The 23,989-nt window shown below is 61.3% G+C and carries 23 protein-coding genes and 1 pseudogene; 15 read left to right on the top strand and 9 right to left on the bottom strand.

Annotated features, from left to right (window positions below):
- Nucleotides 1-366, top strand: a complete 366-nt coding sequence (locus E0L37_RS02935; protein ID WP_133490318.1) for a hypothetical protein — start codon at nt 1-3, stop codon at nt 364-366.
- Between the two features lie 151 nt (nt 367-517).
- On the opposite strand, the gene E0L37_RS02930 is transcribed toward E0L37_RS02935, so the two are convergent.
- A complete protein-coding gene (locus E0L37_RS02930; RefSeq protein WP_133490317.1) occupies nt 518-1,558 on the bottom strand; it encodes a GNAT family N-acetyltransferase in 1,041 nt (346 codons plus the stop codon).
- A 279-nt stretch (nt 1,559-1,837) separates the two neighbouring features.
- Between E0L37_RS02930 and E0L37_RS21885 the strand changes: the two genes are divergently transcribed.
- Both E0L37_RS21885 and E0L37_RS02920 read left to right on the top strand, forming a co-directional pair.
- A complete protein-coding gene (locus tag E0L37_RS21885; protein WP_305015729.1) occupies nt 1,838-2,413 on the top strand; it encodes a cold-shock protein in 576 nt (191 codons plus the stop codon).
- Between the two features lie 15 nt (nt 2,414-2,428).
- Nucleotides 2,429-3,955 (top strand): sodium:solute symporter, encoded by a 1,527-nt coding sequence (locus E0L37_RS02920; RefSeq protein WP_133490316.1) that lies wholly within the window; start codon nt 2,429-2,431, stop codon nt 3,953-3,955.
- Between the two features lie 174 nt (nt 3,956-4,129).
- Here E0L37_RS02920 and E0L37_RS02915 read toward each other — a convergent pair whose 3' ends face one another.
- Nucleotides 4,130-4,759 carry a hypothetical protein gene (locus tag E0L37_RS02915; protein ID WP_133490315.1) on the bottom strand — a complete coding sequence of 210 codons (630 nt, stop codon included), beginning with the start codon at nt 4,757-4,759 and terminating at the stop codon, nt 4,130-4,132.
- The gene (locus E0L37_RS02910) at nt 4,759-6,039 is read right to left on the bottom strand and encodes an exo-alpha-sialidase (protein WP_236564179.1); all 1,281 of its coding nucleotides are present in this window, start codon (nt 6,037-6,039) and stop codon (nt 4,759-4,761) included. Before E0L37_RS02910 ends, E0L37_RS02915 begins: the two co-directional genes overlap by 1 nt.
- Nucleotides 6,040-6,417: 378 nt before the next feature.
- On the opposite strand from E0L37_RS02910, the gene E0L37_RS02905 reads away from it, so the two are divergent.
- From E0L37_RS02905 to glpE, 4 genes are all read left to right on the top strand, one after another.
- Complete coding sequence (locus E0L37_RS02905) at nt 6,418-7,254, top strand: SDR family oxidoreductase (RefSeq protein WP_166642984.1); 837 nt, start codon at nt 6,418-6,420, stop codon at nt 7,252-7,254.
- Between the two features lie 82 nt (nt 7,255-7,336).
- A complete protein-coding gene (locus tag E0L37_RS02900) occupies nt 7,337-7,918 on the top strand; it encodes a DUF938 domain-containing protein (protein WP_133490313.1) in 582 nt (193 codons plus the stop codon).
- 135 nt (nt 7,919-8,053) lie between these two features.
- Nucleotides 8,054-9,286: an ATP-dependent RNA helicase RhlB gene (rhlB, locus tag E0L37_RS02895; protein ID WP_133490312.1), complete on the top strand. Its 1,233-nt coding sequence runs from the start codon at nt 8,054-8,056 to the stop codon at nt 9,284-9,286.
- 64 nt (nt 9,287-9,350) lie between these two features.
- Entirely contained in the window at nt 9,351-9,668 is a 318-nt protein-coding gene (gene glpE / locus E0L37_RS02890; RefSeq protein WP_133490311.1) for a thiosulfate sulfurtransferase GlpE, read from the top strand.
- Nucleotides 9,669-9,713: 45 nt separating this feature from the next.
- Here the strand turns inward: glpE and E0L37_RS02885 are convergent, their stop codons facing one another.
- The gene (locus tag E0L37_RS02885; RefSeq protein WP_014993480.1) at nt 9,714-10,388 is read right to left on the bottom strand and encodes an OmpW family protein; all 675 of its coding nucleotides are present in this window, start codon (nt 10,386-10,388) and stop codon (nt 9,714-9,716) included.
- A gap of 236 nt (nt 10,389-10,624) precedes the next feature.
- Here E0L37_RS02885 and E0L37_RS02880 point away from each other — a divergent pair, with 236 nt between their 5' ends.
- Nucleotides 10,625-11,635, top strand: coding sequence for a hypothetical protein (locus E0L37_RS02880; RefSeq protein ID WP_133490310.1), 1,011 nt, complete (start codon nt 10,625-10,627; stop codon nt 11,633-11,635).
- Nucleotides 11,636-12,506: 871 nt separating this feature from the next.
- Here the strand turns inward: E0L37_RS02880 and E0L37_RS02875 are convergent.
- Nucleotides 12,507-13,958, bottom strand: coding sequence for a PhoH family protein (locus E0L37_RS02875; RefSeq protein WP_082439138.1), 1,452 nt, complete (start codon nt 13,956-13,958; stop codon nt 12,507-12,509).
- A 230-nt stretch (nt 13,959-14,188) separates the two neighbouring features.
- Here E0L37_RS02875 and E0L37_RS21730 point away from each other — a divergent pair.
- Nucleotides 14,189-14,548: pseudogene (locus tag E0L37_RS21730) on the top strand (isoprenylcysteine carboxylmethyltransferase family protein); the annotation flags it as partial.
- Here E0L37_RS21730 and E0L37_RS02865 read toward each other — a convergent pair.
- Complete coding sequence (locus E0L37_RS02865; RefSeq protein WP_133490308.1) at nt 14,526-15,290, bottom strand: YiiX/YebB-like N1pC/P60 family cysteine hydrolase; 765 nt, start codon at nt 15,288-15,290, stop codon at nt 14,526-14,528. The pseudogene E0L37_RS21730 and the gene E0L37_RS02865 sit on opposite strands and share 23 nt — an antisense overlap.
- A 136-nt stretch (nt 15,291-15,426) precedes the next feature.
- Between E0L37_RS02865 and E0L37_RS02860 the strand changes: the two genes are divergently transcribed.
- From E0L37_RS02860 to E0L37_RS02850, 3 genes are all read left to right on the top strand, one after another.
- Complete coding sequence (locus E0L37_RS02860; RefSeq protein WP_133490307.1) at nt 15,427-16,464, top strand: M14 family zinc carboxypeptidase; 1,038 nt, start codon at nt 15,427-15,429, stop codon at nt 16,462-16,464.
- Between the two features lie 273 nt (nt 16,465-16,737).
- Entirely contained in the window at nt 16,738-17,208 is a 471-nt protein-coding gene (locus E0L37_RS02855) for a hypothetical protein (RefSeq protein WP_133490306.1), read from the top strand.
- Between the two features lie 228 nt (nt 17,209-17,436).
- Nucleotides 17,437-18,150 carry a TorF family putative porin gene (locus E0L37_RS02850; protein WP_022996073.1) on the top strand — a complete coding sequence of 238 codons (714 nt, stop codon included), beginning with the start codon at nt 17,437-17,439 and terminating at the stop codon, nt 18,148-18,150.
- A 115-nt stretch (nt 18,151-18,265) separates the two neighbouring features.
- Here E0L37_RS02850 and E0L37_RS02845 read toward each other — a convergent pair whose 3' ends face one another.
- From E0L37_RS02845 to E0L37_RS02835, 3 genes are read right to left on the bottom strand one after another with little or no spacing between them, the layout of a single operon-like run.
- On the bottom strand, nt 18,266-19,234 hold the full coding sequence (locus E0L37_RS02845; RefSeq protein ID WP_133490305.1) for an endonuclease/exonuclease/phosphatase family protein: 969 nt from the start codon (nt 19,232-19,234) through the stop codon (nt 18,266-18,268).
- 1 nt (nt 19,235) lies between these two features.
- Entirely contained in the window at nt 19,236-19,676 is a 441-nt protein-coding gene (locus E0L37_RS02840) for a copper chaperone PCu(A)C (protein ID WP_133490304.1), read from the bottom strand.
- On the bottom strand, nt 19,657-20,250 hold the full coding sequence (locus E0L37_RS02835) for an SCO family protein (protein ID WP_133490303.1): 594 nt from the start codon (nt 20,248-20,250) through the stop codon (nt 19,657-19,659). The genes E0L37_RS02840 and E0L37_RS02835 overlap by 20 nt, the downstream gene beginning before the upstream one ends.
- A gap of 340 nt (nt 20,251-20,590) precedes the next feature.
- Here E0L37_RS02835 and miaB point away from each other — a divergent pair, with 340 nt between their 5' ends.
- The 3 genes from miaB (at nt 20,591) to cysT (ending at nt 23,985) form a co-directional block, all read left to right on the top strand.
- Complete coding sequence (gene miaB, locus E0L37_RS02830) at nt 20,591-21,928, top strand: tRNA (N6-isopentenyl adenosine(37)-C2)-methylthiotransferase MiaB (protein ID WP_133490302.1); 1,338 nt, start codon at nt 20,591-20,593, stop codon at nt 21,926-21,928.
- Nucleotides 21,929-22,143: 215 nt separating this feature from the next.
- Nucleotides 22,144-23,145: a thiosulfate ABC transporter substrate-binding protein CysP gene (gene cysP, locus E0L37_RS02825; RefSeq protein WP_133490301.1), complete on the top strand. Its 1,002-nt coding sequence runs from the start codon at nt 22,144-22,146 to the stop codon at nt 23,143-23,145.
- Nucleotides 23,146-23,985 (top strand): sulfate ABC transporter permease subunit CysT, encoded by an 840-nt coding sequence (gene cysT / locus E0L37_RS02820; protein WP_133490300.1) that lies wholly within the window; start codon nt 23,146-23,148, stop codon nt 23,983-23,985. It abuts the gene before it with no gap.
- The last annotated feature ends 4 nt before the right edge of the window (nt 23,986-23,989 follow it).

Here is a 23,989-nt window from a genome sequence, read left to right as displayed (position 1 = left end):
ATGCACTTGGAAAAAATAAGCCACCGCATCACCCGTGACGCGGTTAATCAAACCACTCGTGAAGTCCGCCAGGACCTGCTGGACCCGGCCTTGAATCAATGGTTCACGGACCAGGGGCTGGACCTGGGCCGCACTTTATTCGCCAGCCTCGGCCCGCTCGATCAGCGTACCTACACTGGCACCCTGGTGGACCCTCAGGGTCGCGCCCTGGAATTCCTGGTGGATCTGGACGAGCCGGATAACAGCAGCCTGGAGGACGTCAGCGACGAGCTGGGCCCCAAACACCCGGAGCACCCGGAGGCGGATCCCCGTGATCGCATCACCATGGCCTTGCTGATGCAGCAGCAAGGGGATTTGGAAAGCTGACAGCCCGTATTCACCGCCATGGCAGCTTCCCACGGACCGGTCCACGACGCCGCTGTGGGAGACCAGCTTGCTGGCGAATTACCGGTCTCTGGCATTGACACATTCGCTTGCGAGCAAGCTTCCCACAGCGGCGTCGTAGTGACCTCTGAATTCATGAAAGGTCCGACCTGAACGGCAGCAATGTCAGCGCCTCATCACGGTAACCGCGCACATGCTCGGCTTCACGCCGGCAAAAGTCCGCCACCGCCCGCTGAAACTCCGGTTGCGCCAGCCAGTGCAGGGAATAAGTTATGACCGGCTCAAATCCGCGCAGCAGTTTGTGCTCGCCCTGCACACCGGGATCAAACTCCGCCAGCCCCTGCTCGATGGCGAATTCAATGCCCTGGTAGTAGCAAAGTTCGAAGTGCAGAGCATCGAATTCACGCAGGCAGCCCCAATAACGCCCATACAGGGCCTGATCATCGAACAGGTACAAGGCGGCGGCCACGGTGTCGCCCTGATGGCGGGCCAGCGCCACCATGATCTGATCTCCCTGGGCCGCGGCCAGGTCGGTGAAGAAGGACTCGGTGAGATAAGGCCACTGCCCCCGTTTCAGATAGGTGCTGGCGTAACACTGGTAAAAGTGCGCCCACTCCGCCGCGCTCAGTGTCGATCCCAGCCGGCGTTCCACCTGAATCTCCTGCGCCGTGACTTTCTCTCGTTCGCGTCTCAGGTTCTTGCGTTTGCGTGACTGGAAGCGCGCCAGGAAATCGCCAAAGTCGGCATAACCATGGTTGAACCAGCGGAAATGGCAGGCCTGCCGTTCGATCAGTGGCAGCTCCGCCAACGCCGCGCGGCCGGCCTGGTCCGGAAACAGGACATGCCAGCCGGAAGCGCCGGTTTCCTCCACCCGCTCGCGCACCACCGGCCATAATCGGGCGGCATCAATGTCGCCTCGCCAACGGGGCCCCACCACCGGGGTATAGGGAATGGCACTGACCAGCTTCGGGTAATAGCGGTAACCGTAACGCTCATAGGCGTCCGCCCAGGCGTAATCGAATACATATTCACCACGGGAATCGCCGCGCTCGAACAGCGGCATAAAACCGTCATCGAGTTGCACATGGCGAGGCAGCCAGCCGGCGTCTTCACCGGTGGCGCCACTGCGCGCCAATGCCTGAAAGAAACTGTCGGATAAAAACGGATACCGCAAAGTAACGCCTCTACTGCTCAATTCGGCCCTGGCGGGTGTGAGATTATCCGCCGCCTTGGTTACAATGGCCCGGCGGCAATCATAATGATAACGCAGGCCGATCTGCTCCGGGGTTCACCCTTTATCCCCTCTTTGCCCACGGAGGCGACGCTCCCCCACAAGAGGAAGCGCGGAAACAACCATCGGCCCTGGCCGCCCGCCGGTAGTGCCGGCGTGACGTTCCTCCCCGCTTTTCGGGGAGGGTCCCGAGCCCAATGAGCATAAGGTAACCTCCATTCCATGAAAGTTTCCAAACCTTTGGCCGCCTTTTATATGCTGGCAGCCCTTTTACTGGCCCTGTGCGGCGTCTGGCTTATTTTCGCGCCGCAATCCCTGATTCTCTCGGTGCATGACACCGATCTTTTGGTGTCACCGGTATTATCCCGGCAGGCTGGCCTGGGGCTGCTGCTGGCCGCCGCGGTGAACCTGGTGTGTCCTCTTGGCGGGCCCGGCCGCCTGCCACTGCATCTGGCGGTATTTTTCCACCTGGCGGGGCTGGTGCTGGCCCATGGTCAGATGGCCTTCGGTGTCGCCGCCTGGCTGTGGATTCCGGTGCTGATGTATCTGCTGCCGCTGATGCCCTGGCGGAAACTGCGAGTCGGCGGCGGCACCATGCGCCACGGTGAAGTGAAGTGGTTCAATCCCAACAAAGGCTTCGGCTTCATCCTCACCGACGGCGAGGAAGAAATTTTCGTCCACTTCAAGGCGGTACAGAACGGCGGACGCCGCAGCCTGCGTACCGGAACCCGGGTGCGCTTCACCACACGGCAATCCGATCGGGGCGAACAGGCCGATCAGGTGTACATCGAACAATAACCGGACCGCCCGACCATGAACCTGGCTTTCGCCGATTGGGCCGTGATGGCCCTGTACCTGCTGGTGGTACTAGTCATCGCGCTGTATTGCTCGCGACGCAATACCAGCACCGAAGAGTACTTCGTTGGCGGGCGCCGGTTTCGCGGCTGGGTCATCGGTCTCTCGCTGGTGGGCACCTCGATCAGTTCGGTGACCTTCCTCGCCTACCCCGCCGACGCCTTCAAAACCGGCTGGCTGCGCTATCTGCCCAATCTGGCGCTGCCTTTCGCCATCGCCATGGCGGCCTGGTTCTTCCTGCCGTTTTTCCGCCGTGGCAATCTGACCAGCGCCTATGAATATCTGGAACAGCGCTTCGGACCGAGCCTGCGGGTGTACGGTGCGGCGGCGTTCATCATCGCCCAGCTGGTACGGGTGTCGATGATCCTGTGGCTGTTGGCGCTCCTGATCCAGCAGTTGGTATCGATCCCGCCAGCCACCGCCATCGTGCTCAGCGGCCTGTTTGTTGGGCTGTACACCGTGGTCGGCGGCATCGACGCGGTAATCTGGACCGATGTACTGCAAACCGTGGTGCTGATCCTGGGCGGCATACTCTGCCTGTGGATCGTGGTGGACGCCCTGCCCGGCGGATTGACGCAATTGTTCAGCGAAGCCGGCCGGGCTGGCAAGTTCGCTCTGGCGGAATGGGGGGAGGACGGTCCGCGAACCACGCGCTGGACACTGTCCCTGAGTGAGAAAACCGCCACCATGATGCTGTTCATCGGCCTCACCAACTGGCTCACTGAATACGCCAGCAATCAGAACACGGTGCAACGCTACTGCGCCGCCCGCTCCCTTGGCGAAGCCCGCCGCGCGCTGTGGGTCTATCTGTTCACGGCGCTGCCGCTGTGGGCCTTCTATATGCTTCTGGGTACCGGGCTCTGGGTGTTTTTCCAACACTTCCCCGACCCGCAGTCCCAGGCGGTACTGGACGGCACGGCACGAGCGGAAACCATCGTGCCCTGGTTCATTACCGAATATCTGCCGGTGGGTGTCGCCGGGCTGGTGGTGGCGGCGGCGCTGGCGGCGGCGATGAGTTCGCTGGATTCCAGCATCAACGCCGTGGCCACGGTTTCCGTTGTCGACCTCTATCGTCGCCACTGGCGGCCGAATCAGGAGGATCGCCACTATCTGGCGGTGGCACGCGGAGCCGCGGCACTGACCATGATCCTGATGATTGTCGGAGCTCTCTGGCTCAACGGCGCCAGCACCCGCACCCTGCAGGACACCTCCACCATCCTGGTCTCGCTGCTGGGCGGCGGCATGCTCGGGCTGTACCTGCTGGGATTCTTTACGCGCACCGGGAACACCTTCTCGGCCTGGTGCGGTCTGATCTGCACCCTGATCTTCACTGGCTGGACGCTGCTGTCGGAGCAAAGCTGGTGGCCGGAGGCGCTGCGCGCGCCCTTTGATTTGTACTACACCGGCCTGATCGGCAATGTCCTGATGTTTCTGGTGGGTTATGGGGTGGCTTATTGCAGTGGCCGGCTGTGGGCCCGCTCGTAAGCTATTGTTGTCCCGCGGTCATGTAACGATCCGCTTATACGCAATGCGCCGATTCGCTGGCAAGCCAGCTTCCCACGGCGGCTTCGTCGTTCCCTTCCGTGGGAAGCTGGCTTGCCAGCGAATACAGCGCGAGTTCATGCCTCCAGGACCAATAGACTGGCCACGGCTGTGGCGTCAGGGTTCGGTGCGGATCGGCTCGGGCGAGGCCGCCTCCGGCGGGTTCACCGCCAGACGCTGACGGGCCCGGCGCGCCAGCAGACGATCACGGATCAGCCAGCCGCTGGCCCAGAACACCAGCCAGGGATCGATCAGATAGTCCCAGAGATTATCGGACGGCAGCAGCCGCCAGGCATAGGCCAGCTGCGCCACCACCAGAATGATGCAACTGGCATAGGCACGACTGAGCCAGGCCACCACGCCCACCAGCAGCAGCATGCAGCTGAAGATCAGATCACCGAACCCCCAGGCGTAAGGATCCTCGTAGCTGGAGCCCAGGCTCATCGGATAGAACCACAAGGCCAGAAAGACCAACAAAAGGCAGGCCATGCGGGTCTGCCCCATGGAAAGGAACTGATGGCCGCGCAGGCGATGCAGAACAGCCAGTAACGCCAACATACCAGAGGTCAGACTGAAGTCTCCCAGATAACTGAGCACCCAGGGCGCCAGACCATAGGGAAACGGCAGCAGCGACAGCACCAGCACCACGGCCGCCACCAGAGCGCGGCGGCGCACCGGCCAGTGGCTGGACAGGCGCAGCGACACCGCCACCAGAATACAAGCACAAACCACTACGGACACCAGCATCACCCTCTCCCCCCTTGACCCGGCTGTCTGGCCGGCAACCAGGCATGGCGGATGGCGGATTTATTCCAGGTATAAAGCACATGGAGATCACCATTGCTGGCTTGAATGACGTAGGGATAGTCGTATTGGAATTCACAACCGCGCGGGAAGCACTTGTTGTGTTCCACCCGCCGCAGGTAAGGCTGATTGCGGATAACGCCGAAAGTGCCTTCCAATTCCTCGCCGATCATGTTGAGGAAACGGTTTTCTTCCAGGTCCCCGCCACGCCAGGAAGTACGGTTGTGGAAATAGATGCGGTCGGTCCAGGTACGGCCGCTGTCGCGGGTTTCACGCATGCACAGATCATCCCGTTCCACCGAATTACAGTTGGCCACCAACAACCAATGCCCCTCGCTCAATGCCACACCGCCAACAGCGGCGCTGGGATTGGGCAGTCCGGAGGAGACCAGCGGTGTCCATTCGGCACCGCCGTCGTAGGTATCACTGCGGTAGAGCATGCCCGGGTGATCGTCGCTCTCATTGCGGAGAAACGCCGTGGCCCGGTGCGGGCTGTCCACCAGGACCAGCGGCTGAATCGCCTTGCGGCCATGGCCGATACGGGATTTGTCCAGAATCCGGTTGTCTTCGTCCAGACGCAGCATCTCGCCGAACTTGCCGATCATCTCATGGTAGACCGGTAATCCCACCGAACCATCGGCGAACCGCAAGGGCGGCGTCTTCACCAGCGTGCTGATGTTCAGGAATGGCGAGGTGGTCAGGGCCCGGTCGAATCGCCAGGATGCCCCCTGGTCCCAGGATTCCAGCACCACCATCCGGCTGGCGGCCCAGCCGCCAAAGCTCACCGCCACCACGAACAGCCGCATACGGCCGTTATCGTCGAGAACCGGCACGGCGTTACCCAGCTTGCGGACATGGCGGCCCCAACCCCGGCTGATCTGATCCCGGCTAACCACGGTGGTTTCTTCACTCCAGGCACCGGCAGCGGGATCGAACACCGAGGAGTGAATACCCACATCCTGGGCGCCCTCCCGGCTACCGGCGAACCAGAAAGCTCGCAGGCGGCCATCCGGCAGCTCCACCATGGAAGCGGCGTGGACCAGCGCGGTTTCCGCATCCGAGGCGAAACGCATCTGCCACTGCCCATCGATCACATCGTGGGCGGGAACGTGTTCGGCTATAAAAGGCGGGTCGGAATGCAGCGCATGCCCGGGCAAGCCCATCAGATACGCTACCACCAGCAGGGCGCCCATCCCCCAATGCATCCATCTTCTCAAGGCCATGCGGATCGGCTTCTTTTATTCGTACGAAACGCGAAGGTTAACACTGGTTACAATTTATCCTCTAGCGTTCTTCGCCCCAAATGCGACGCCCAATATCCATTTACTTGCACCTGGACCGCCACTTTTAACATTGCGCCGCAGTAATAGCGGAAATTCCGCCGAAAAACGTCGACCGTGGCGGCACTTTGACAAAAGCGTAACAATTCCAGAATCCACCTGTCATATTCGGCCGCGGAATCAGCCCCAGCCCAACTCCCACCAATCGACATCAGGGCCCGCCACCAGCGGCGTCACAGCCAGTCCCTCGCCGGCAATTGGCCCGTTCTGCATGGTCGATGCCGGTACACTCCGCTCCACATAGTCATGGGGATTTCCAACATGAAAAGTTTCAAGGACAAGGTCGCGGTAATCACCGGCGCCGGCTCCGGCATCGGCCGCGCATTGGCCGGGCAACTGGCCGCCCAGGGCGCCAAACTGGCGCTCTCCGACGTCAACGAGGCGGGCCTGAGGGAGACCGTCGAAGCGCTTGATCTGGATTCGGAGCGCGTCATCTCCAAAGTGTTCGACGTCGCCGACCGGGGCGCGGTCTATGCCTTTGCCGACGACGTGATGGCCCACTTTGACGCCGTTCATCTGGTCATCAATAATGCAGGCGTCGCTCTGGGCGCGTCCGTGGATGAAATGAGCTATGAGGACTTCGAATGGCTCATGGGCATCAATTTCTGGGGCGTGGTGTATGGCACCAAGGCCTTCCTGCCGCACATGAAGGCCGCTGGGGAAGGGCATATCGTCAACGTTTCCAGCGTTTTCGGCTTGATCAGTGTACCGACCCAGTCCGCCTACAACGCCGCCAAGTTCGCGGTTCGGGGCTTCACCGAGTCCCTGCGCCAGGAGCTTGAAATCGAGAATGGCGGGGTCTCCTGCACCACCGTGCATCCGGGCGGCATCAAGACCAATATCGCCCGCAACGCCCGCATGGGCAGCGGCATGGAAAAGATCACCGGCACCGATGCCGACAAGGCCCGCCGGGATTTCGAGAAACTGTTCCGCACCACTCCCGAGGACGCGGCCACAACCATCCTCAAGGGCGTGCGGGCAAACAAACGCCGGGTATTGATCGGCTCCGACGCCCTGGCTATTGACGGTATGCAGCGGCTGCTGCCGACCAGCTACCAGCGTCTGATGGTGGCCGGCCAGAAACTGATGCGGCGCTAGGGCCTTTTCGCCCTACCCGCCACACCGGTCGTGGCGGCGGCAGCCCGAAGACAGGGACGATCCCACCACGACCGGACACCCTATGCAAAGACCGTTTTCCCAAGCCGCCGAGAATAACAAAGGCCCCATCGCCGAGGTGCTGGCCGGTTATCTGGACCACGGCGACCTGCTGGAGATCGGCTCCGGCACCGGCCAGCACGCCGTCTGGATGGCACCCCGGTTTCCGGACGTCCGCTGGCATCCCAGTGAACAACCGGAGAACATGACCGGTCTGAACCGCTGGCTGGAAGCCCACCCCTCCCCTTCGTTGCAAGCGGCCATGATCTTGCGAGTACAAGGCCGCTGGCCGGAACAGCGCTTCCGTCATATCTATACCGCCAACACCTTCCACATCCTGTCCCGGCCTTTGGTGGAAAGATGTGTGCAGCGCCTTTGCCAGCACCTGACACCGCAAGCGCGCGTCTACATCTACGGTCCGTTCAACTACCAGGGGCACTACACCAGCGACAGCAATCGCCGCTTCGATCTGCACCTCAAGAGCCAGGCCCTGAGCATGGGAATTCGTGACCAGGAGTGGGTGACGGCCTTGTTTGCACGCCACGGACGTGTTTTATTGGCTGACCACGCCATGCCCGCCAACAATCGCCTGCTGGTATTCCACTGACGATTGTTCCCCGGGGGGCCCTTTCACTACTATGAATGACTGCATGGGCACAGGCCGATGTTTCCCTGATCCGGCCGCTTCTTCCGCGATGGCCCGTGCTTTCCACCCGACGGCGATAGCTATCCGAGCAACGTGATGCGACAAGACAAAACAAGCGATTGGAATCTGGACCAGTTCCAGGTACCGGAGAAAGAGGGCGAGGTCCGCTTCCATGACTTCGATCTGGAACTGCCTTTGATGCGCGGCATCGCCGAAGCGGGCTTCCAGTATTGCACGCCTATCCAGGCGGAAGTCCTGCGCCACACTCTGGCCGGCGCGGACGCCATCGGGCGGGCCCAGACCGGCACCGGCAAGACCGCCGCGTTTCTGATCACCGTGATCAACGACTTGTTGCGGCACCCGCTGACCGTGCCCCGCTACGCCGGAGAACCGCGCGCCCTGATCGTGGCGCCAACCCGGGAACTGGCGATGCAGATCGAGAAAGACGCGCTGCAACTGGCCCGCCATACCGATCTGCAGGTAATGAGCGTGGTCGGTGGCATGAACTTCAACCGGCAACAGGAACGCCTGCAAACCCGCCTGATTGACGTCCTCGTGGCCACGCCCGGCCGCCTGCTGGATTTCGCCAAGCGCCGTGACCTGTGGCTGGACCGGGTGGAATCGCTGGTACTGGATGAAGCAGACCGGATGCTGGACATGGGTTTCATTCCAGACGTCAAACGCATCGTGCGAATGACGCCGCCGAACCGCTACCGCCAGACCCTGTTGTTTTCCGCCACTTTCAATGAGGACGTCATGGCGCTGGCCCAGCGCTGGACCGAGGAACCGGTAACGGTGGAGATCGAGCCGACCCAGGTGACCACGGAAACCGTGGAGCAAAAGGTCTACATCACCGCCACCGAAGACAAATTCAATCTGCTGTACAACCTGATCATCAGCGAGAACATGGAAAAGGTCATTGTGTTCGCCAACCGTCGGGACATTACCCGGCGGCTCAATGATCGCCTGATGAAGAAGGGGCTCAAGGTCTCGATGATTTCCGGTGATGTGCCGCAGAATCAGCGTTTGAAGACACTGGAACGCTTCCGGGCCGGCGATCTCCGTGTCCTGATCGCCACCGACGTGGCCGGACGGGGCATCCACATTGACGGCGTCTCCCATGTAGTGAACTTCAATCTGCCGGAAGATCCCGAGGACTATGTCCACCGCATCGGCCGTACCGGCCGTGCCGGCGCCAGCGGTGTGTCGATCAGTTTCGCCTGCGAGGACGATGCCTTTCTGCTACCGCAACTGGAAGAAGCCATCGGCATGAAATTGCCCTGCGAACATCCGCCAGCGCCACTACTGGAAGACCGGCGCCAGGCCTGAGCGCTCCTGGTAAGCGGAAAAGCAAACGAAATTCAACGCAACTCAACGCAACGACGGAGGCGTCATGGCCCAGCGAATCTCACCGGAACAAGGCCGGGAAACTCTGGACAGCGGAGAGGCGTTGTTCATTGATGTGCGGGACCCGGGTAGCCACGCCATGGCGCGTATTCCTGGCGCCGTGCCGCTGACTCAGGACAGTCTGGACGATTTTCTGGCCACCACGTCCCGTGACCAGGCCTTGGTGGTGTATTGTTACCACGGTCACTCCAGCCAATCGGCCTGTGACTTTTTGACGGAAAAAGGCTTCACCCGGGCAGTGAGTCTGGACGGCGGCTTCGAACACTGGCGCCAGGCCTACCCGGACCAGGTCGAGGAAAGTTAACCAAGGCAGGGCCGGGGCAGTCAGCCCCGGCAACACAAGGGAGGGTCAAAACGCCCGGCCGATACCGACCATCCACACCAGCGGATCCAGCTCCACATCGATTTTGTCCACGGTGGAACCATTCACCTTGAGACGGGCCTCGGTATCGATGTCCACCCGCCAGGCGGACAGGTTGACGAACCAGGTGTCGCCCATGGCCAGATCCACCCCCACCTGAGCAGCCCAGCCCACCGAATTGGACAGAGACACATCGGCGTTGGCGCCACCGATCAGCGGGCTGACCACGCCGTCGTGAATGTTCTCGTCGAAGAAATAGGTGTAATTGACGCCGAGCCCCACATAGGGACGCACCGGCCCCAGTTCCGGCAGGTAATACTGCGCCATCAGGGTTGGCGGCAGATGCTTGGTATCGCCGATATCGGTACGGCCCAGCCCCGCGCCTTCCACGTAGAGGTCGTGCTTGAACGGCGTGGCCGCCAGCAGTTCGACACCGAAACGTGAGTTGATCATGTAGGCCACGGTGAAACCGAACTGAGTGTCGTTGTTCACATCCACCTTGGCGCCAGTCAACGGCGCCACCGAAAAAGCGTCACTGTCCACGCGGGGCGACACCGTGGCCGCGCCGGCGCGCACCAAGATATCTCCGGCCTCATACCCCTGGGCCAGACCCACACTGCCGATTAGCGCCAGCGCCAAGGCGCCGCGTCCCCATAGTTGCATGTTTAGCTCCCTTCTTGGCTCATCATGTCCGCACCGACGATTCCACATCGACGATTCCACACCAACGATGGTGCCGTCCCGACCACGCGGGCCTGGACACAAACCCTCGGCATCGCCAGGCTTCCGTGGTATTACACCCGGCCGTTGGGCGCGGTCTCTTGTCGTGGATCAAGATCCAGAAGGATTCAGCGGCTGACGGGACACTCAGTAAAACGGACACAGCGGAACCGATAACAATGAAGCGGAAAGAACTGGCCGAAGCCTTGCAGCAAGCTCACGTTGAGCACGCCTGCCAGCGTCTGTGCACGGAGGACTACTGGCACGACCTGCTGGATCAGGGCGTGGCGATACTGGCGGAGCAACCGCTGGGGACTTTGGTGGATGCCGAAGTACTGAGCCAGGTGGTGGACGATTGGCTGACGCATGTAAGCACCGCCGAGGGGCTGCGGCCGGTGATCGAATCCGTGGCGCACGCCCTGCTGAACCACGCCCGCCAGGATCCGGTGACCTTTGGCGAATTGCTCGACGAAGCCCGGTTCGAGGCACTGCTGGAACAACTGCTGCGACTGCAAAGTCTGCGTGAGCGGACCATTCATACGGTGTTGAATCATCCGCTGATCAGTCAGATGGTCAGTGAAATGCTTTATACCGGCATCAAGAACTTTCTGTTGGAAGAAAACGCCCTGGCCAAACTGCCCGGCGTCAGCAGCATGATGAAACTGGGCCGCAAAAGCGTGGGCCGGGCCATGGGCGGATTGGAAGAGCCAATTCGTTCCTACCTGCGACAGAACATCCGCGCCACGCTCAGGACCGGTGAACAGTGGTTGAACCGGGAGTTAAGCAACGAGCGCATCGCCGATCTGGCCCGCGATGCCTATGGACGGATCGCCCCGATGACACCGGCGGCGTTACTGCGTGACGTACCCGATGAGTCACTGCCGGATCTGGTGCGCCAGGGCACCTTGCTATCCGACCATATCGCCGCGCTGGACTACAGCCGGCATCTGGTGATGGAAGGCATTCGCGCCGCGGTCGAAACCCTGATGGCATCAAGTCTGCCCGCGTTGCTCCAGGCCATGCGCACCGATACGGCGGCGCGACGCGACACACTGGCGCCAGCGTTGGCGAGTGGCGCGGAAGTACTGAAGGAGCAAGGCGTATTGAGCGCCTGGGCGGAACTGGCGCTGGGGGATTTCTATCAGAGTGAAGCGTGCTTGTCGGTGCTGGGGCAGGTGTTGAAGGATTGAGTGGAGCCGGACGCCGACAATGCAAAACCAGACACAACGCCCTGGCAAGCACTAAAAACGCTTTTTTACGGTTCATCGCGGTTTAGCAGGCCACGGCGCTTCAATCATGGGCACGGGTCTGTAACCGGAAGGGGCTACCAAGCCGCTATATTCGCCAGCAAGCTGGTCTCCCACAGATCTGCCACGAAGCCGCTGTGGGAAGCTTGCTGGCAAGCGAATATCCCAACACCAGAGGGCCGGAACTCGCCAGCAAGCTGGCCTGCCACGGGTCCGCCACGAAGCCGCTGTGGGAAGCTTGCTGGCAAGCGAATATCCCAACACCAAAGGGCCGGAATTCGCCAGCAAGCTGGTCTCCCACAGGTCCGCCACGAAGCCGCTGTGGGAAGCTTGCCGGCAAGCGAATATCCCAACACCAGAGGGCCGGATTCGCCAGCAAGCTGGGCTCCCACGGATCCGCTACGAAGCCGCTGTGGGAAGCGGCCCGGGCGGCGCTCCGCTTGGCCGCGAATGCCCTGAGCCGTTGGCGATTCGCTTGCCAGCAAGCTTCCCACAGCGGCGCTGTAGCCACCTCTGAAGGGAGGTCTTCGAGGTAACCGGGCAATACGGGAGCCCCCGCCCGAGCGACCCTTCCCGCTAAACCGCGAGGAACCTTTTGATGACCGCCGTCCATGGCGGTCACCCTTCGGGCCGTCGCCGAGCAACGTTAAAAATTGCTCCCGGCAATTTTTTATGACCGCCGTCCATGGCGGTCACCCTGCGGGCCGTCACCAAGCAACGTTAAAAATTGCTCCCGGCAATTTTTTATTTCCGCAACGCCCGCAGCCCCGGGTTTTGACTTTAGCGTCCGGCGTCTGGCGTCCGGCGCCGCTTTTTACAACCAAGTCTCCGCGTACTCCGCCAGCAACGATCTCGGCACGCCATTGAGTTGCACCGAACCGCCGTGGGCGAAATGCTTGAAGCGTTCGGTCATGTAGGTCAGCCCGGAACTGGTGGGCGACAGGTACGGCGTATCGATCTGCGCCAGGTTGCCCAGACACACCACCTTTGATCCATCGCCGGCCCGGGTGATGATGGCTTTCATCTGATGCGGCGTCAGGTTCTGGCTTTCATCAATCAGAATCAGCGATTTCTGGAAGCTGCGGCCGCGAATGTAATTCATCGCCTTGAACTGGATGTTGGCTTTCTCCTTGACGTACTGGATGCTGCCGGAAGGATTCTCATCGTTCAGGTGCAACGCTTCGATGTTGTCGTTGATGGCGCCCAGCCACGGGTCCATCTTTTCTTCCTCGGTGCCGGGCAGAAAGCCATGCTCTTCCGCCAGCGGCGGCGTGGAACGGGTGGCGATGATTTTATTGAAGCGTTTTTGCTCCACCGTCATTTCAATGGCAGCGGCCAGAGCCAGAATGGTTTTGCCGGAACCGGCCGCGCCGGTCAGCGTCACCAGATGAATATCCGGATCCAGCAACAGGTGCAACGCCACCGCTTGTTGAATGTTCATCGGCCTCAACCCCCAGGCCTGCTGATCCATCAACGTCTGCTCACTGTAATGGCGCAAGGTAACCACGCCCGCCTCCACCGACATGATCCGGCCCACGAAACCCTGTTCATCGAGAATGAACTGATTCGGGTACACCTCCTCGCCAAGAATGTCCCCAACCAGCAGACCGTGCGACAAACGGTGCAAGGTTTCCGCGCCGTGCTGCTCGGTCTCCACCGCGTCGACCCGGTCCCAGAACGATCCTTCCACCATGAAGTAGCCCTGATTGAGCTGGCGGATGTCGGACACCAACTGGTCGTTATGATAATCCTCGGAATCGATACCGCAGGCCCGCGCCTTCAGGCGCATGTTGATATCCTTGGTGACCAGCACGTAATGGCGATCCGGATCGGCGGCGATCATGGCCACCACGTCATTGATGATCCGGTTGTCGTTCAGATGTTCGGGAAGGCATGGCGGCGTCAGTCCGCTCTGTGGCATCAGAACGGTCAGTGTCCCCTGGTGATGATTTTCCCCGCGCTGAATCGGAATGCCCGCTTCCACTTCCGCCGGCGATGCCTTGCCGATGACCCGGTCAATCAGACGAATCGCCGCGCGGCAGTCCGCCGCGGTATGGGATTTCCCGGTTTTCAGACGGTCCAGTTCCTCCAGCACGGTCATCGGGATGACCACCCGGTGCTCTTCGAAATTCATCAGGGAGTTGGGATCGTGGATCAGGACATTGGTGTCCAGGACGTAGGCTTTCGGGCGGTGTTCCGGTTCGTGGTGGAGGCGGGATTGAGATGCTGCGGTTACGCTGTGCAAGGTGGCCGCGCGCTCTTCCATGCGTTTCCCCTTTCAAGGTTGCAGGACATGGCGACGGAGCCCTTCACAAATGTCACGCAATATGCGATTCACCAGTGACGTTCGCGCCCGCCGCCGATAGCTTTACCGGCAGTGCTGTTCGCCGAGCTTCAACAACAGTCGTTCCAGCGGATCGCGATCACTCCCGCAATGGCGGGATGTGAATTACCATAACCCAGCTTTTATTCACTGACAACGATAGGCCTCTGAACATGGCATTGGAACATCCCGAGGTTCGCATTCCCCCTCCGTTGCTGCATCTGGGCGGCTTGCTGGTGGGTTATGGCCTGGACCAGGCGCTGCACTGGACCCTGCCGGCATGGCCCGGCCAGTACGCACTGGCCACGGCGCTGGCGTTGTTCGCGGTGCTGTTGCTGGCCGGCGCGCTGGTACAGTTCTACCGTCACCGCACCACGGTTCTGCCCCATCGCGCGGCACGGGAACTGATTACTGGCGGTGTTTTCCGCCTGACCCGAAATCCGATCTATCTGGCTTTTGCCCTGCTTCATCTGGGCTGCGCCCTCAGTCTGTCCAGTCCCGGCATGCTAATCATGCTGCCGCCGATTCTGTGGGTGATGCATCACCACGTGATCGCCGCGGAAGAAGCGTTTCACGAGCAACGGTTCGGGGATCAGTGGCAGCGTTATCGGCAGCGGGTACGGCGCTGGATTTGAGTTGCTTCAGCCACTGCGCCGGCAGCAGCCGACCGGCGGTGAGATTCAGCCGCCGCGAACCGAAGTGGCCGGGAACGAAACGATGAGGGCATACCGTGTCCGGCAGCCAGCCGAGCCGTCGGTAGCACTCCGCCACCAGCTCCGAACAGAACCAGCCGGAGCGACGGCGGCGTCCGGAAAAGCCACTCAGGGCGTCGTAGAAATTACACAGCAGATAGTTCTTGTAAGGCCGGTGCAGCAACCGCCGCACCAGCCGCTGCATCAATCGCTGCTGGAGCGCCGTCAGTGGTGGCCCTTCACGACGCCTGACCGCCACATCGCCCGGGTACTCGGCGATCTTGCGTGATAGTGGGACCAGCGCCACGCCCATCACCGGGTGTCCCAGTATCCAGTCCGCCGATTCACTCAGGCCGGTGGATTCCAGCACCAGCGGTTCCGCCACTTCCGGCAGGCGCACCACCATGCCCACATGGCTCCAGGGACTGCGGGTGAACCAGCGAATCACGGTACTGGTGACCCCTCGTCCGGCGAACAACAGCACATCCCCGGTTTCCAGGTTCAAGGCGAAGTTGTCGAGGCTCTGCATCACGGTGATTCCCGCCGCCAGCGTCAAGGGCAGAGTGGCCAGCGCGGATGACACTACACTGACAGTTGCATCGCAGTTCCATGACAAAAATGCAGCGCCACAATCGTCATGAAACCGTAACCGCAATCCGCCATCCTGCCCTGTGCGCCTGCTTTGACGGGCGCCGACCGTCACCCACTGACGCGCGCCGATGGAACAACGCCTGTATCAATTTCAACGCCACCTGCCCGAATGGTTACACCTGGAGTCGCTGATCCGGCTGGGTCAAAGGCACCTGCGTGTGCATGACGTGGACACCATCCAGATGGGCGATATCACGCTGCCCTTGCGGGTGCTGGAGATGGGCAGCCGTTCCCCCGGCGCACCGGTGGTTGGCTTCTTTGGCGGCGTGCACGGCGTCGAACGGATCGGCTCCCAGGTGCTGTTGTCGTGGTTGCACAGTCTGATCCATCGATTGCAATGGGATGATCAATTGCACCGGCGGCTGGAACGGGTGCGGCTGGTGTTCATGCCGATGATCAATCCCGGCGGCATCTGGCGGCGTACCCGCAGCAATCCCAATGGCGTCGACCTGATGCGCAACGCCCCGGTGGATGCGGAAGGCAAGGTCCCCTTTCTGGCCGGCGGCCAGCGCCTGAGCCGTCACCTGCCCTGGTATCGGGGGCGCGCCGGTGAGCCCATGGAAACCGAGGCGCAGGCGCTGGTGAACACGGTCCGGCAGCGCCTGATGAACGCTCCGGTATCGATAAGCCTGGACTGCCACAGCGGTTTTGGCCGCCGCGACCGCATCTGGTGCTGTTACGCCCGCAGCCAGAAGCCCATTGCGCACCTCGCCGAGGTGTACCGTCTGAAACAGATCCTCGAGCACACCTACCCTTACCACCATCCTTATCTGATCGAACCGCAATCGGTGAACTACACCACCCACGGCGATCTGTGGGACTACCTCTACGACGAAGCCCGGGAGCAACACCCGGACCGGCTGTTCCTGCCGTTCACCCTGGAAATGGGGTCCTGGCTGTGGGTACGGAAAAACCCCCGGCAGCTATTGGATTTCTTCGGCCTGTTCAACCCGATCATTGGTCATCGTCATAACCGGGTGCTGCGTCAGCATTTGCCTCTGTTCGAATTCCTGGTGGCGATGGCGGTGAACGCCGGCAACTGGCTGCCGCGTGGGGAAGCGAGGGAGAATCTGACCCGGCAGGCGATGAAGCATTGGTACGGGTGATGGCGCTGGCACGCTAAACCCGAAGCCTGATCGCTGGCAAACAATAGCAAGCGTGTTTGCGTACCCGCGATGACTGCCTTCCCAAGCAATCCGCCCTCCCGTCTCGCTACGGAGCCGGCAAGCATGGCGTGCCAGCGTGTATGCGTGTTGCGTGCCGGCGTGCCAGCGCCTCATCTTTCCAGCGTGCGCCAAAGTGGCCCTGGTTTTGCATCATTTTGGGCACGCTTTATATTCGCCTGACGGCTTCGCCCTTATTTGTCATGAGGACCCACCATGAAATATTTGCTTCCCCTCCCCGCCCTTCTGCTCGCCGGTTGCCAGATGCTCAGCTACACGGCACCCACCGACGAGGACATCGCCACCGTCACTTTCTCCAGCGACAACATCGCCGCCCAACCAGTCGTATGCGTACCGGGCAAGGGCTTTCAGTCCACGCCAACCTCCTTGCAGCAGGTTCCCTTCGAGACCAAGGCCTTCGACGAGCTGCTGAAAACCATGAAGAAAGCGCCGGAAGTCACCACCACCGTGCGAGCGAGCGAACAGGCACGCATCGGTGTGATTTATCAGAAAGGCTCGGCGGGCAATCGCGACCTCTGCCGCGTCGCCGTGCAGTTCAATGCCCAGGCCGGAGCCAGCTACAGCGCTCGCTTCACCAACGACAATAATCAATGCGGCCTGGAGGTGAGTGGAGAGGACGGTCTGCAAGCGGACGCGGTCCCTGTCGACTGGAAATGCCCAAAATAAGCGCCCCACTTCGGTGCGCCGCACCATAACGGCGCACCCGCTCTCCCCATCCTCTCCCGATTTTACCTTTCCCTCTCCAACACACCTTCCCAATCCCCTGTTTTTCCTGGCTTTTTATATTTTGGCACGGACCCTGCTTTGTAAAGTGACAAGCCTCCCAGGCCGGTGCGCCAGGAGCGCGCAACAGGACACATTAGAAACACTTGCCATTTGCAAAGAGGGTTGCACATGAAACACGCATTCGGGATGAAAAAAACCGTACTGGCCGCGGCGGTCGCCGCCGGCATGATCATGCCGGGCATGGCGGCAGCGGAAATCAGCGGTAGCCTGGGCATTTCCAACATGTATTTCTGGCGTGGTCAGGATATTTCCAACGGCGCGGCTCAGGTTTTCGGTAGCCTGGATTACAGCCACTCTTCCGGCCTCTATGCCGGTGTCTGGGGCAGCTCCGAAACCGATTCCACCGAATACGATCTGTATGTCGGTTACGGCGGCGCCTTTGGCGACCTCACCTATGATCTGTCCTACATCGACTACAACTACCCGAACGACACCGACTCCGATCTGGCCGAAATCGTTGCCAGCCTCGGCTACGCCGGGGTCACGTTCACCGGTTACTTCGGCGTGGGTGACTACGGTCACGGTAGCGACGCCACCGATAACAAGGACCGCTACTACACCCTGGGCTACAGCTACGACAAATACGGCATTCTGGTCGGTACCTGGGACAACGACGCCGACGACACCAACTACACTCACTTGGATTTGAGCTATGCGCTCACCGACAACCTGAGCTTCACCGTATCCAAAGTGATCTCCGCTGACGACTGCGCCATCAACAACAACGATGACGCTCTGTTCATGAATGGGGAGTGTGTTGGCGACAAGGACGACGTGGACGACGATCTGCTGTTCGTCGTCTCCTACGCCTTCGAGATCTAACAGAACCGCGCTGGTTCAGGGGCGAGCAATCGCCCCGCCTTTTTACACCGTGGGGCCTTCCCTGGTCCTCGCAAACAACGCAAGCAGGCCCCACGGTGCTTTTCATTTTCTTCCGCTAATCCGCCACCGCTTCCGCTTTCAGATACACCCCCAATACATCGTGATCGGACACCACCCGGGTACCGTCGTGATCGTAGAGCACATCGTAGCGCCCGGCATTGCCGCGGCTGACCGCCACTTTCTGGACATGCTGCTTTAGCGACGGGGAGAAAAAGATGTGATCCAGCGCCTGCGGCCGGCACTGATGCCGGAAGGAATAACGTTCCTTCCCGGGCAGTCGTGACCAGGCACTGATCAGGTTCCCGTTCTCGAATTGCTCCAGCGGCTCGCTGAAACGGCCGCTGTCCGGCGCGCTGTTGAAGTCCCCCGCCACCACCACGGGCCGGGTCTGGTCCGCCGCCCAGCCGGCGATGGCGGCGGCCTGGCGCCGGCGCTTCGGCGCCACCCAGTCCTTCTGATTCAGGTCCCGGGCACTGCGCAGATGCACCACCACCAGATCAAAGGCCACCGGGGCGCGCACTTCGACCTTCAAGGGAGGCCGGGTGAATAACGGCTGCCGCTGAAAACGATCGTCGGCGAACAAGGCCTGGTGGCGCCCCAACGTGACCGGCGCCCGGTACAACAGGCCCACATCCATGCCCGCCGGGTCGTGCCCTTCCAGCAGTACCACCTTGTAGTCCGGCCCGCCCGCCGTGGCAATGGCCTTGCTCAGTGCCCTCAGCACCCTGGCGCTTTCCACTTCCTGCACCGCCAGCAAAGTCGGCGCTCGCAGGTCCCGGGTGATGTAACGGGCCACGGCCTCGAGGCGGGCCTGGTACACGGCCTTCGACAAAGGACGGTCCAGCGAGCTGTCCTTCCTGGCATCGCGCAGGCGCCAGAGATTGAACGTGGCCAGACTGATCTGGCCATCCTTCGCCGCCGGCAACGGGCGCGCCGGCGCCAGATCCCGGCAGTCCGCGGCTACCGGTCCGGTGACCAGCACGGCGGCGGCCAGCAACCAGGCGCGCCAGTATCGACCGCTCATGTCAGGGCTCGTTGTGGCGCACCTGGAAGGCACCACACAGGTCAGCATGGTTCTGGAAGGCCAGACACACCTTGGGGGTCTCCCCCGCCTCCGGCACCGATTTCATTTTCATCAGCATCAGGTGACGGCCGCCGGGGGCAAAGGCCAGGCTTTCTCCGGCCGGGATCGTGACGTCCTTCAAATGGGACATGCTGCGCCGCCCCTCACCATCGGTGCCGGTATCGTGCAGCATCGTCATGCCGGCGAAGTCGGCGTTGGCGCCGGTCAGTACCAGCGGCTGATCGGTATCGTTCACCAACACGAAATAACCGGCCATGGACGGCGATACCGGCGGCACCGCGCGCAACCAGGCCTGTTCGATACGTGCCTCCGCGAAGGCGCCGGCGCTGACGGTCACCAACAGCGCGACGCCGCTCATGGCACTAAAGAAGCGTTTTAACATCGGCTACCACCTCGTCGATATTGAAGTCCGCCGGATACACCTTGCGCACCCGGCCCTGCTGATCCAGCAGATAGATATAGTCACTGTGGGTGAAATCCACTTCCCCGTTGCCGCCATCCTCTTTGATGAACACCACGCCGTACTGTTCCGCTACTTTCTCGATCGCCGACAGTTCTCCGGTCAGTCCCAGGATGTCCGCCTTGAACCAGGGCAGGTACTCACGCAGGTGTTGCGCGGTGTCCCGCTCCGGATCAAAGGTCACGAACACCGGCCGCACCTGGTCCGCTTCCCCTTGCTCTTTCAGATTCCGGTACACCTGGGACACCCGCGCCAGCACCGCCGGACAGATATCCGGGCAGTGGGTATAGCCGAAGAACAGAATCACCACCTCGCCGTTCAGGGATGACAAACTGAACCGCTCCCCATTGTAGTCGGTCAAGGTGAAATCGCCGCCCAGACGGGTGTTGACCGGTAATTCCCTGGCCGGCTCGGAACAGGCCGCCAGCAACAGAGCCGCTCCGGCGATCAGCATGGGGAGAAAGAATGTTCTGGTGAAACGGTCTTTATTGTTCATACCTGCCAGCCATTAAGAAGAGGATGTCAGCGTCGGCCGCCCCGGTTTACCCGGTTTCATGGCTCACCCCCAGTCCCGCACGCACCTTGCTGACCCGATTCGCCGGCGGCTTTTCGATGACGCCCAGCGACCATACCCCCACGGCCGCGCCGTGGCCACGGGCCCGGCCGACATTTTGCCACCGCCACGGTTCGCAGTTTGATCAGGGCGGCGGTATAATTCGCGCCCATTTTCCCGGAGTGCCGGTGGCGGCCCGTTGTAGCCCATCACGGCGCCCGGCACACCCCGATGCGGCAAAATGACGCATCGGCATTGATCCACAACCACGGTTGAGCGACCCATGGCACGCAAGCTGTTTATTCAGACCCACGGCTGCCAGATGAACGAGTACGACTCGGCGCGCATGGCGGATTTGCTGGAATCCAGTCATGGCCTGGAGCCCACCGACAATGCGGACGAAGCGGATGTGCTGCTGCTCAATACCTGCTCGATCCGCGAGAAGGCCCAGGAGAAGGTATTCCACCAACTGGGTCGCTGGAAGCAGCTCAAGGAGCACAAGCCGGACCTGATCATCGGCGTCGGCGGCTGCGTGGCCAGTCAGGAAGGCGAGGCGATCCGCGATCGCGCGCCCTATGTGGATGTGGTCTTCGGCCCACAGACCCTGCACCGGCTGCCCGGGTTGATCCAGCAGGCGGCCACCACGCGGGAACTGGCCATCGATGTGACCTTCCCGGAGATCGAAAAGTTCGACCGCCTGCCCGAGCCCAGCGTGGACGGCCCCTCGGCGTTCGTCTCGATCATGGAAGGCTGCTCCAAATACTGCTCCTTCTGCGTGGTGCCCTATACCCGTGGCGAGGAGGTCAGCCGGCCGGTGCGCCCGGTGCTGGATGAGATCCGTCATCTGGCGGATCTGGGCGTGCGCGAGGTCAACCTGCTGGGCCAGAACGTCAACGCCTACCGGGGCCAGGGCGCCAATGGCGAAATCCTGGACTTCGCCGACCTGCTGTTGCTGATCCGGGATATCGACGGCATCGACCGTATCCGCTACACCACCAGCCATCCGGTGGAGTTCTCGGACGCCCTGATCCAGGTGTATGAGGAAGTACCGGAGCTGGTCAGCCATCTGCATTTGCCGGTGCAGTCCGGATCCGACCGGGTGCTGGCGTTGATGAAACGCAACCATACGGTGTTGGAATACAAGTCCAAGCTGCGCAAATTACGGCGTATCCGCCCGGATATCTCCTACAGCTCGGACTTCATTATCGGCTTCCCCGGAGAAACCGACGCGGACTTTGAAGCCACCATGAACCTGATCGCGGACATCGGCTTCGACAATTCCTTCAGCTTCATCTACAGCGCCCGCCCCGGCACACCCGCGGCGGATCTGCCCGATGACGTGCCGATGGCGGTAAAAAAGGAACGCCTGCGCATCCTGCAACAGCGCATCGCCCAGAATACCCAGGACATCTCCCGCAAAATGGTGGGCAGCACCCAGCGCATTCTGGTGGACGGCTTCTCCAAGAAGGACCCCGGCCAGCTCAAGGGCCGCACGGAAAACAACCGGGTGGTGAACTTCCAGACCGACGAACTGGACCTGATCGGTCAGTTCGTCGATCTGACCATTCAGGAAGCGCTGCCCAACTCCCTGCGTGGCACGGATTACCAACGGGTGGGCTGATCCCCGGCGATGGAGATCACCGGATACATCCGGGATCTCTCTCCACAGAGGGCATGACTTCGTAGGGGGAGATGCCGGATCGAGTCCGGCATGACGTTTTTCAAAGGCTCCCTAAACGCATATACGAATGGCAATTTGGTATAACCAACCCCTTTAACCTTAAGGTTGGTTATATAAAATGAGCCCTTTATGACTCACCATTCAAGGAGCCCGAGATGCGCGTCTTGTTGACCGCCGTCCTGCTGTCCCTGGCCTCGCTGGGGACCGCGCAACAAACCCTGTTGAACAGTTCCTATGACATTGCCCGGGAGCTGTTCGCCGCCATCAATCCGAAATTCCAGGAACACTGGAAAGCGGAAACCGGCGAGGACGTCACCATCAAGCAATCCCATGCCGGCTCTTCCAAGCAGGCCCGCGCCATTTTGCAGGGCCTGAAGGCCGATGTGGTGACCTTCAACCAGGTCACCGACGTCAATGTCCTGCACGACCTGGGTAATCTGATTCCGGCGGACTGGAACCAGCGCCTGCCGAACAACTCCAGCCCCTACTATTCCACCACCGCCTTTCTGGTGCGCAAGGGCAACCCGAAGAACATTCAGGGCTGGGCCGATCTGGCCCGGGACGACGTCGATGTGGTGTTCCCCAACCCGAAAACCTCCGGCAATGGCCGCTACACCTATCTGGCCGCCTGGATGAGCGCGGTGGAGCGTTTTGACGGCGACGAGGACAAGGTCAAGGATTACATGGCTCATTTCCTGTCCAACGTATCGGTATTCGACTCCGGTGGGCGCGCCGCCACCGTCACCTTCGCCGAACGTGAAATCGGCGATGTGTTGATCAGCTTCGAGTCGGAGGTGAACAACATCCGCAAGGAATACGGCACCGGCGACTATGAAGTGGTGGTACCGAAGACCTCGATCCTGGCGGAATTCCCGGTCACCGTGGTGGACAAGGTGGTGGACGACAAAGGCACCCGCAAAGTGGCTACCGCCTACCTGGACTTCCTCTACAGCGAAGAGATCCAACGGCTGCTGGCGTCCTTCAACTACCGCGTGCACAACGAAAAAGTGGTGGCGGAAAGCGCCGACCGTTTCCCGCCGGTGAAGCTGCTCAAGGTGGAAGACTACTTCGGTTCCTGGGAAAACGTGACCGACCAGCACTTCGCCTCCGGCGGCATGCTCGACAAGCTGCAAGCCAAGGCACGGAGCCTGCGTTAATTGATCGCTCTGCTGCGCACCCGCCACTCGGTTCTGCCGGGCTTCACGCTCAGCTTCTCGCTGAGCGTGCTGTTTATCTGCCTGGTGATCCTGTTGCCTCTGTCCGGGCTGGCCATGCATGTGGCCGGCATGGGCTGGGACAACTACTGGGGGGTGATCAGCCATCCGCGCAGTCTCGCCAGCTTCAAGGTCACGGTACTTTCCGCCGCCGGCGCCAGCGTCATCAACGCCATCGTCGGCCTGCTGCTGGCCTGGGTGATCACCCGCTATCGTTTTCCCGGCCGGCGGCTGATGGACGCGCTGGTGGATCTGCCATTCGCGTTGCCCACCGCGGTGGCCGGCCTGACCCTGGCAGCGCTGTTCGCCGACAATGGCTGGCTGGGACAGTGGTTCTCGATCGCCGGCGTGAAGGTGTCTTACTCCTGGGTCGGTATCATGATCGCCATGAGCTTCACCAGCCTGCCGTTCGTGGTCCGTACCGTGCAGCCGGTACTGGAGGACCTGACCCCCGACGTGGAGGAAGCCGCCGCCACCCTGGGCGCCTCGCCCACCGCCAGTTTCTTCAAGGTGATCCTGGCACAATTGACTCCGGCTTTGCTCACCGGCACCGGCCTCGCCTTCACCCGCAGTCTGGGTGAATACGGCGCGGTGATTTTCATTGCCGGCAATCTGCCTTACGAAACCGAGATCGTCTCCTTGCTGGTAAATATCCGCCTGGAAGAATACGATTTTGCCTCCGCCAGCGCCCTGGCTTCGATCATTCTGATCGCCTCCCTGGTGCTGTTGTTCGGCATTCAGTCCATCCAATCCCGTCTGGTTCGCCGTTGGCGGGGCGGCTGATGTT

Source organism: Alcanivorax sp. 24 (assembly GCF_004360225.1).
Lineage (GTDB): Bacteria > Pseudomonadota > Gammaproteobacteria > Pseudomonadales > Alcanivoracaceae > Alloalcanivorax > Alloalcanivorax xiamenensis.
Note: the sequence above shows the minus strand (reverse complement) of the source record. Positions and strands in the feature narration are given on the sequence as shown.

Bases quoted from the DNA above. Each gene is read 5' to 3' on its own strand.
- E0L37_RS02935 (WP_133490318.1), top strand. From the start codon at position 1: ATGCACTTGGAAAAAATAAGCCACCGCATCACCCGTGACGCGGTTAAT.
- E0L37_RS21885 (WP_305015729.1), top strand. From the start codon at position 1,838: ATGAAAGTTTCCAAACCTTTGGCCGCCTTTTATATGCTGGCAGCCCTT.
- E0L37_RS02920 (WP_133490316.1), top strand. From the start codon at position 2,429: ATGAACCTGGCTTTCGCCGATTGGGCCGTGATGGCCCTGTACCTGCTG.
- E0L37_RS02915 (WP_133490315.1), bottom strand. From the start codon at position 4,759: ATGCTGGTGTCCGTAGTGGTTTGTGCTTGTATTCTGGTGGCGGTGTCG.
- E0L37_RS02910 (WP_236564179.1), bottom strand. From the start codon at position 6,039: ATGGCCTTGAGAAGATGGATGCATTGGGGGATGGGCGCCCTGCTGGTG.
- E0L37_RS02905 (WP_166642984.1), top strand. From the start codon at position 6,418: ATGAAAAGTTTCAAGGACAAGGTCGCGGTAATCACCGGCGCCGGCTCC.
- E0L37_RS02900 (WP_133490313.1), top strand. From the start codon at position 7,337: ATGCAAAGACCGTTTTCCCAAGCCGCCGAGAATAACAAAGGCCCCATC.
- rhlB (WP_133490312.1), top strand. From the start codon at position 8,054: ATGCGACAAGACAAAACAAGCGATTGGAATCTGGACCAGTTCCAGGTA.
- glpE (WP_133490311.1), top strand. From the start codon at position 9,351: ATGGCCCAGCGAATCTCACCGGAACAAGGCCGGGAAACTCTGGACAGC.
- E0L37_RS02885 (WP_014993480.1), bottom strand. From the start codon at position 10,388: ATGCAACTATGGGGACGCGGCGCCTTGGCGCTGGCGCTAATCGGCAGT.
- E0L37_RS02880 (WP_133490310.1), top strand. From the start codon at position 10,625: ATGAAGCGGAAAGAACTGGCCGAAGCCTTGCAGCAAGCTCACGTTGAG.
- E0L37_RS02875 (WP_082439138.1), bottom strand. From the start codon at position 13,958: ATGGAAGAGCGCGCGGCCACCTTGCACAGCGTAACCGCAGCATCTCAA.
- E0L37_RS02860 (WP_133490307.1), top strand. From the start codon at position 15,427: ATGGAACAACGCCTGTATCAATTTCAACGCCACCTGCCCGAATGGTTA.
- E0L37_RS02855 (WP_133490306.1), top strand. From the start codon at position 16,738: ATGAAATATTTGCTTCCCCTCCCCGCCCTTCTGCTCGCCGGTTGCCAG.
- E0L37_RS02850 (WP_022996073.1), top strand. From the start codon at position 17,437: ATGAAACACGCATTCGGGATGAAAAAAACCGTACTGGCCGCGGCGGTC.
- E0L37_RS02845 (WP_133490305.1), bottom strand. From the start codon at position 19,234: ATGAGCGGTCGATACTGGCGCGCCTGGTTGCTGGCCGCCGCCGTGCTG.
- E0L37_RS02840 (WP_133490304.1), bottom strand. From the start codon at position 19,676: ATGTTAAAACGCTTCTTTAGTGCCATGAGCGGCGTCGCGCTGTTGGTG.
- E0L37_RS02835 (WP_133490303.1), bottom strand. From the start codon at position 20,250: ATGAACAATAAAGACCGTTTCACCAGAACATTCTTTCTCCCCATGCTG.
- miaB (WP_133490302.1), top strand. From the start codon at position 20,591: ATGGCACGCAAGCTGTTTATTCAGACCCACGGCTGCCAGATGAACGAG.
- cysP (WP_133490301.1), top strand. From the start codon at position 22,144: ATGCGCGTCTTGTTGACCGCCGTCCTGCTGTCCCTGGCCTCGCTGGGG.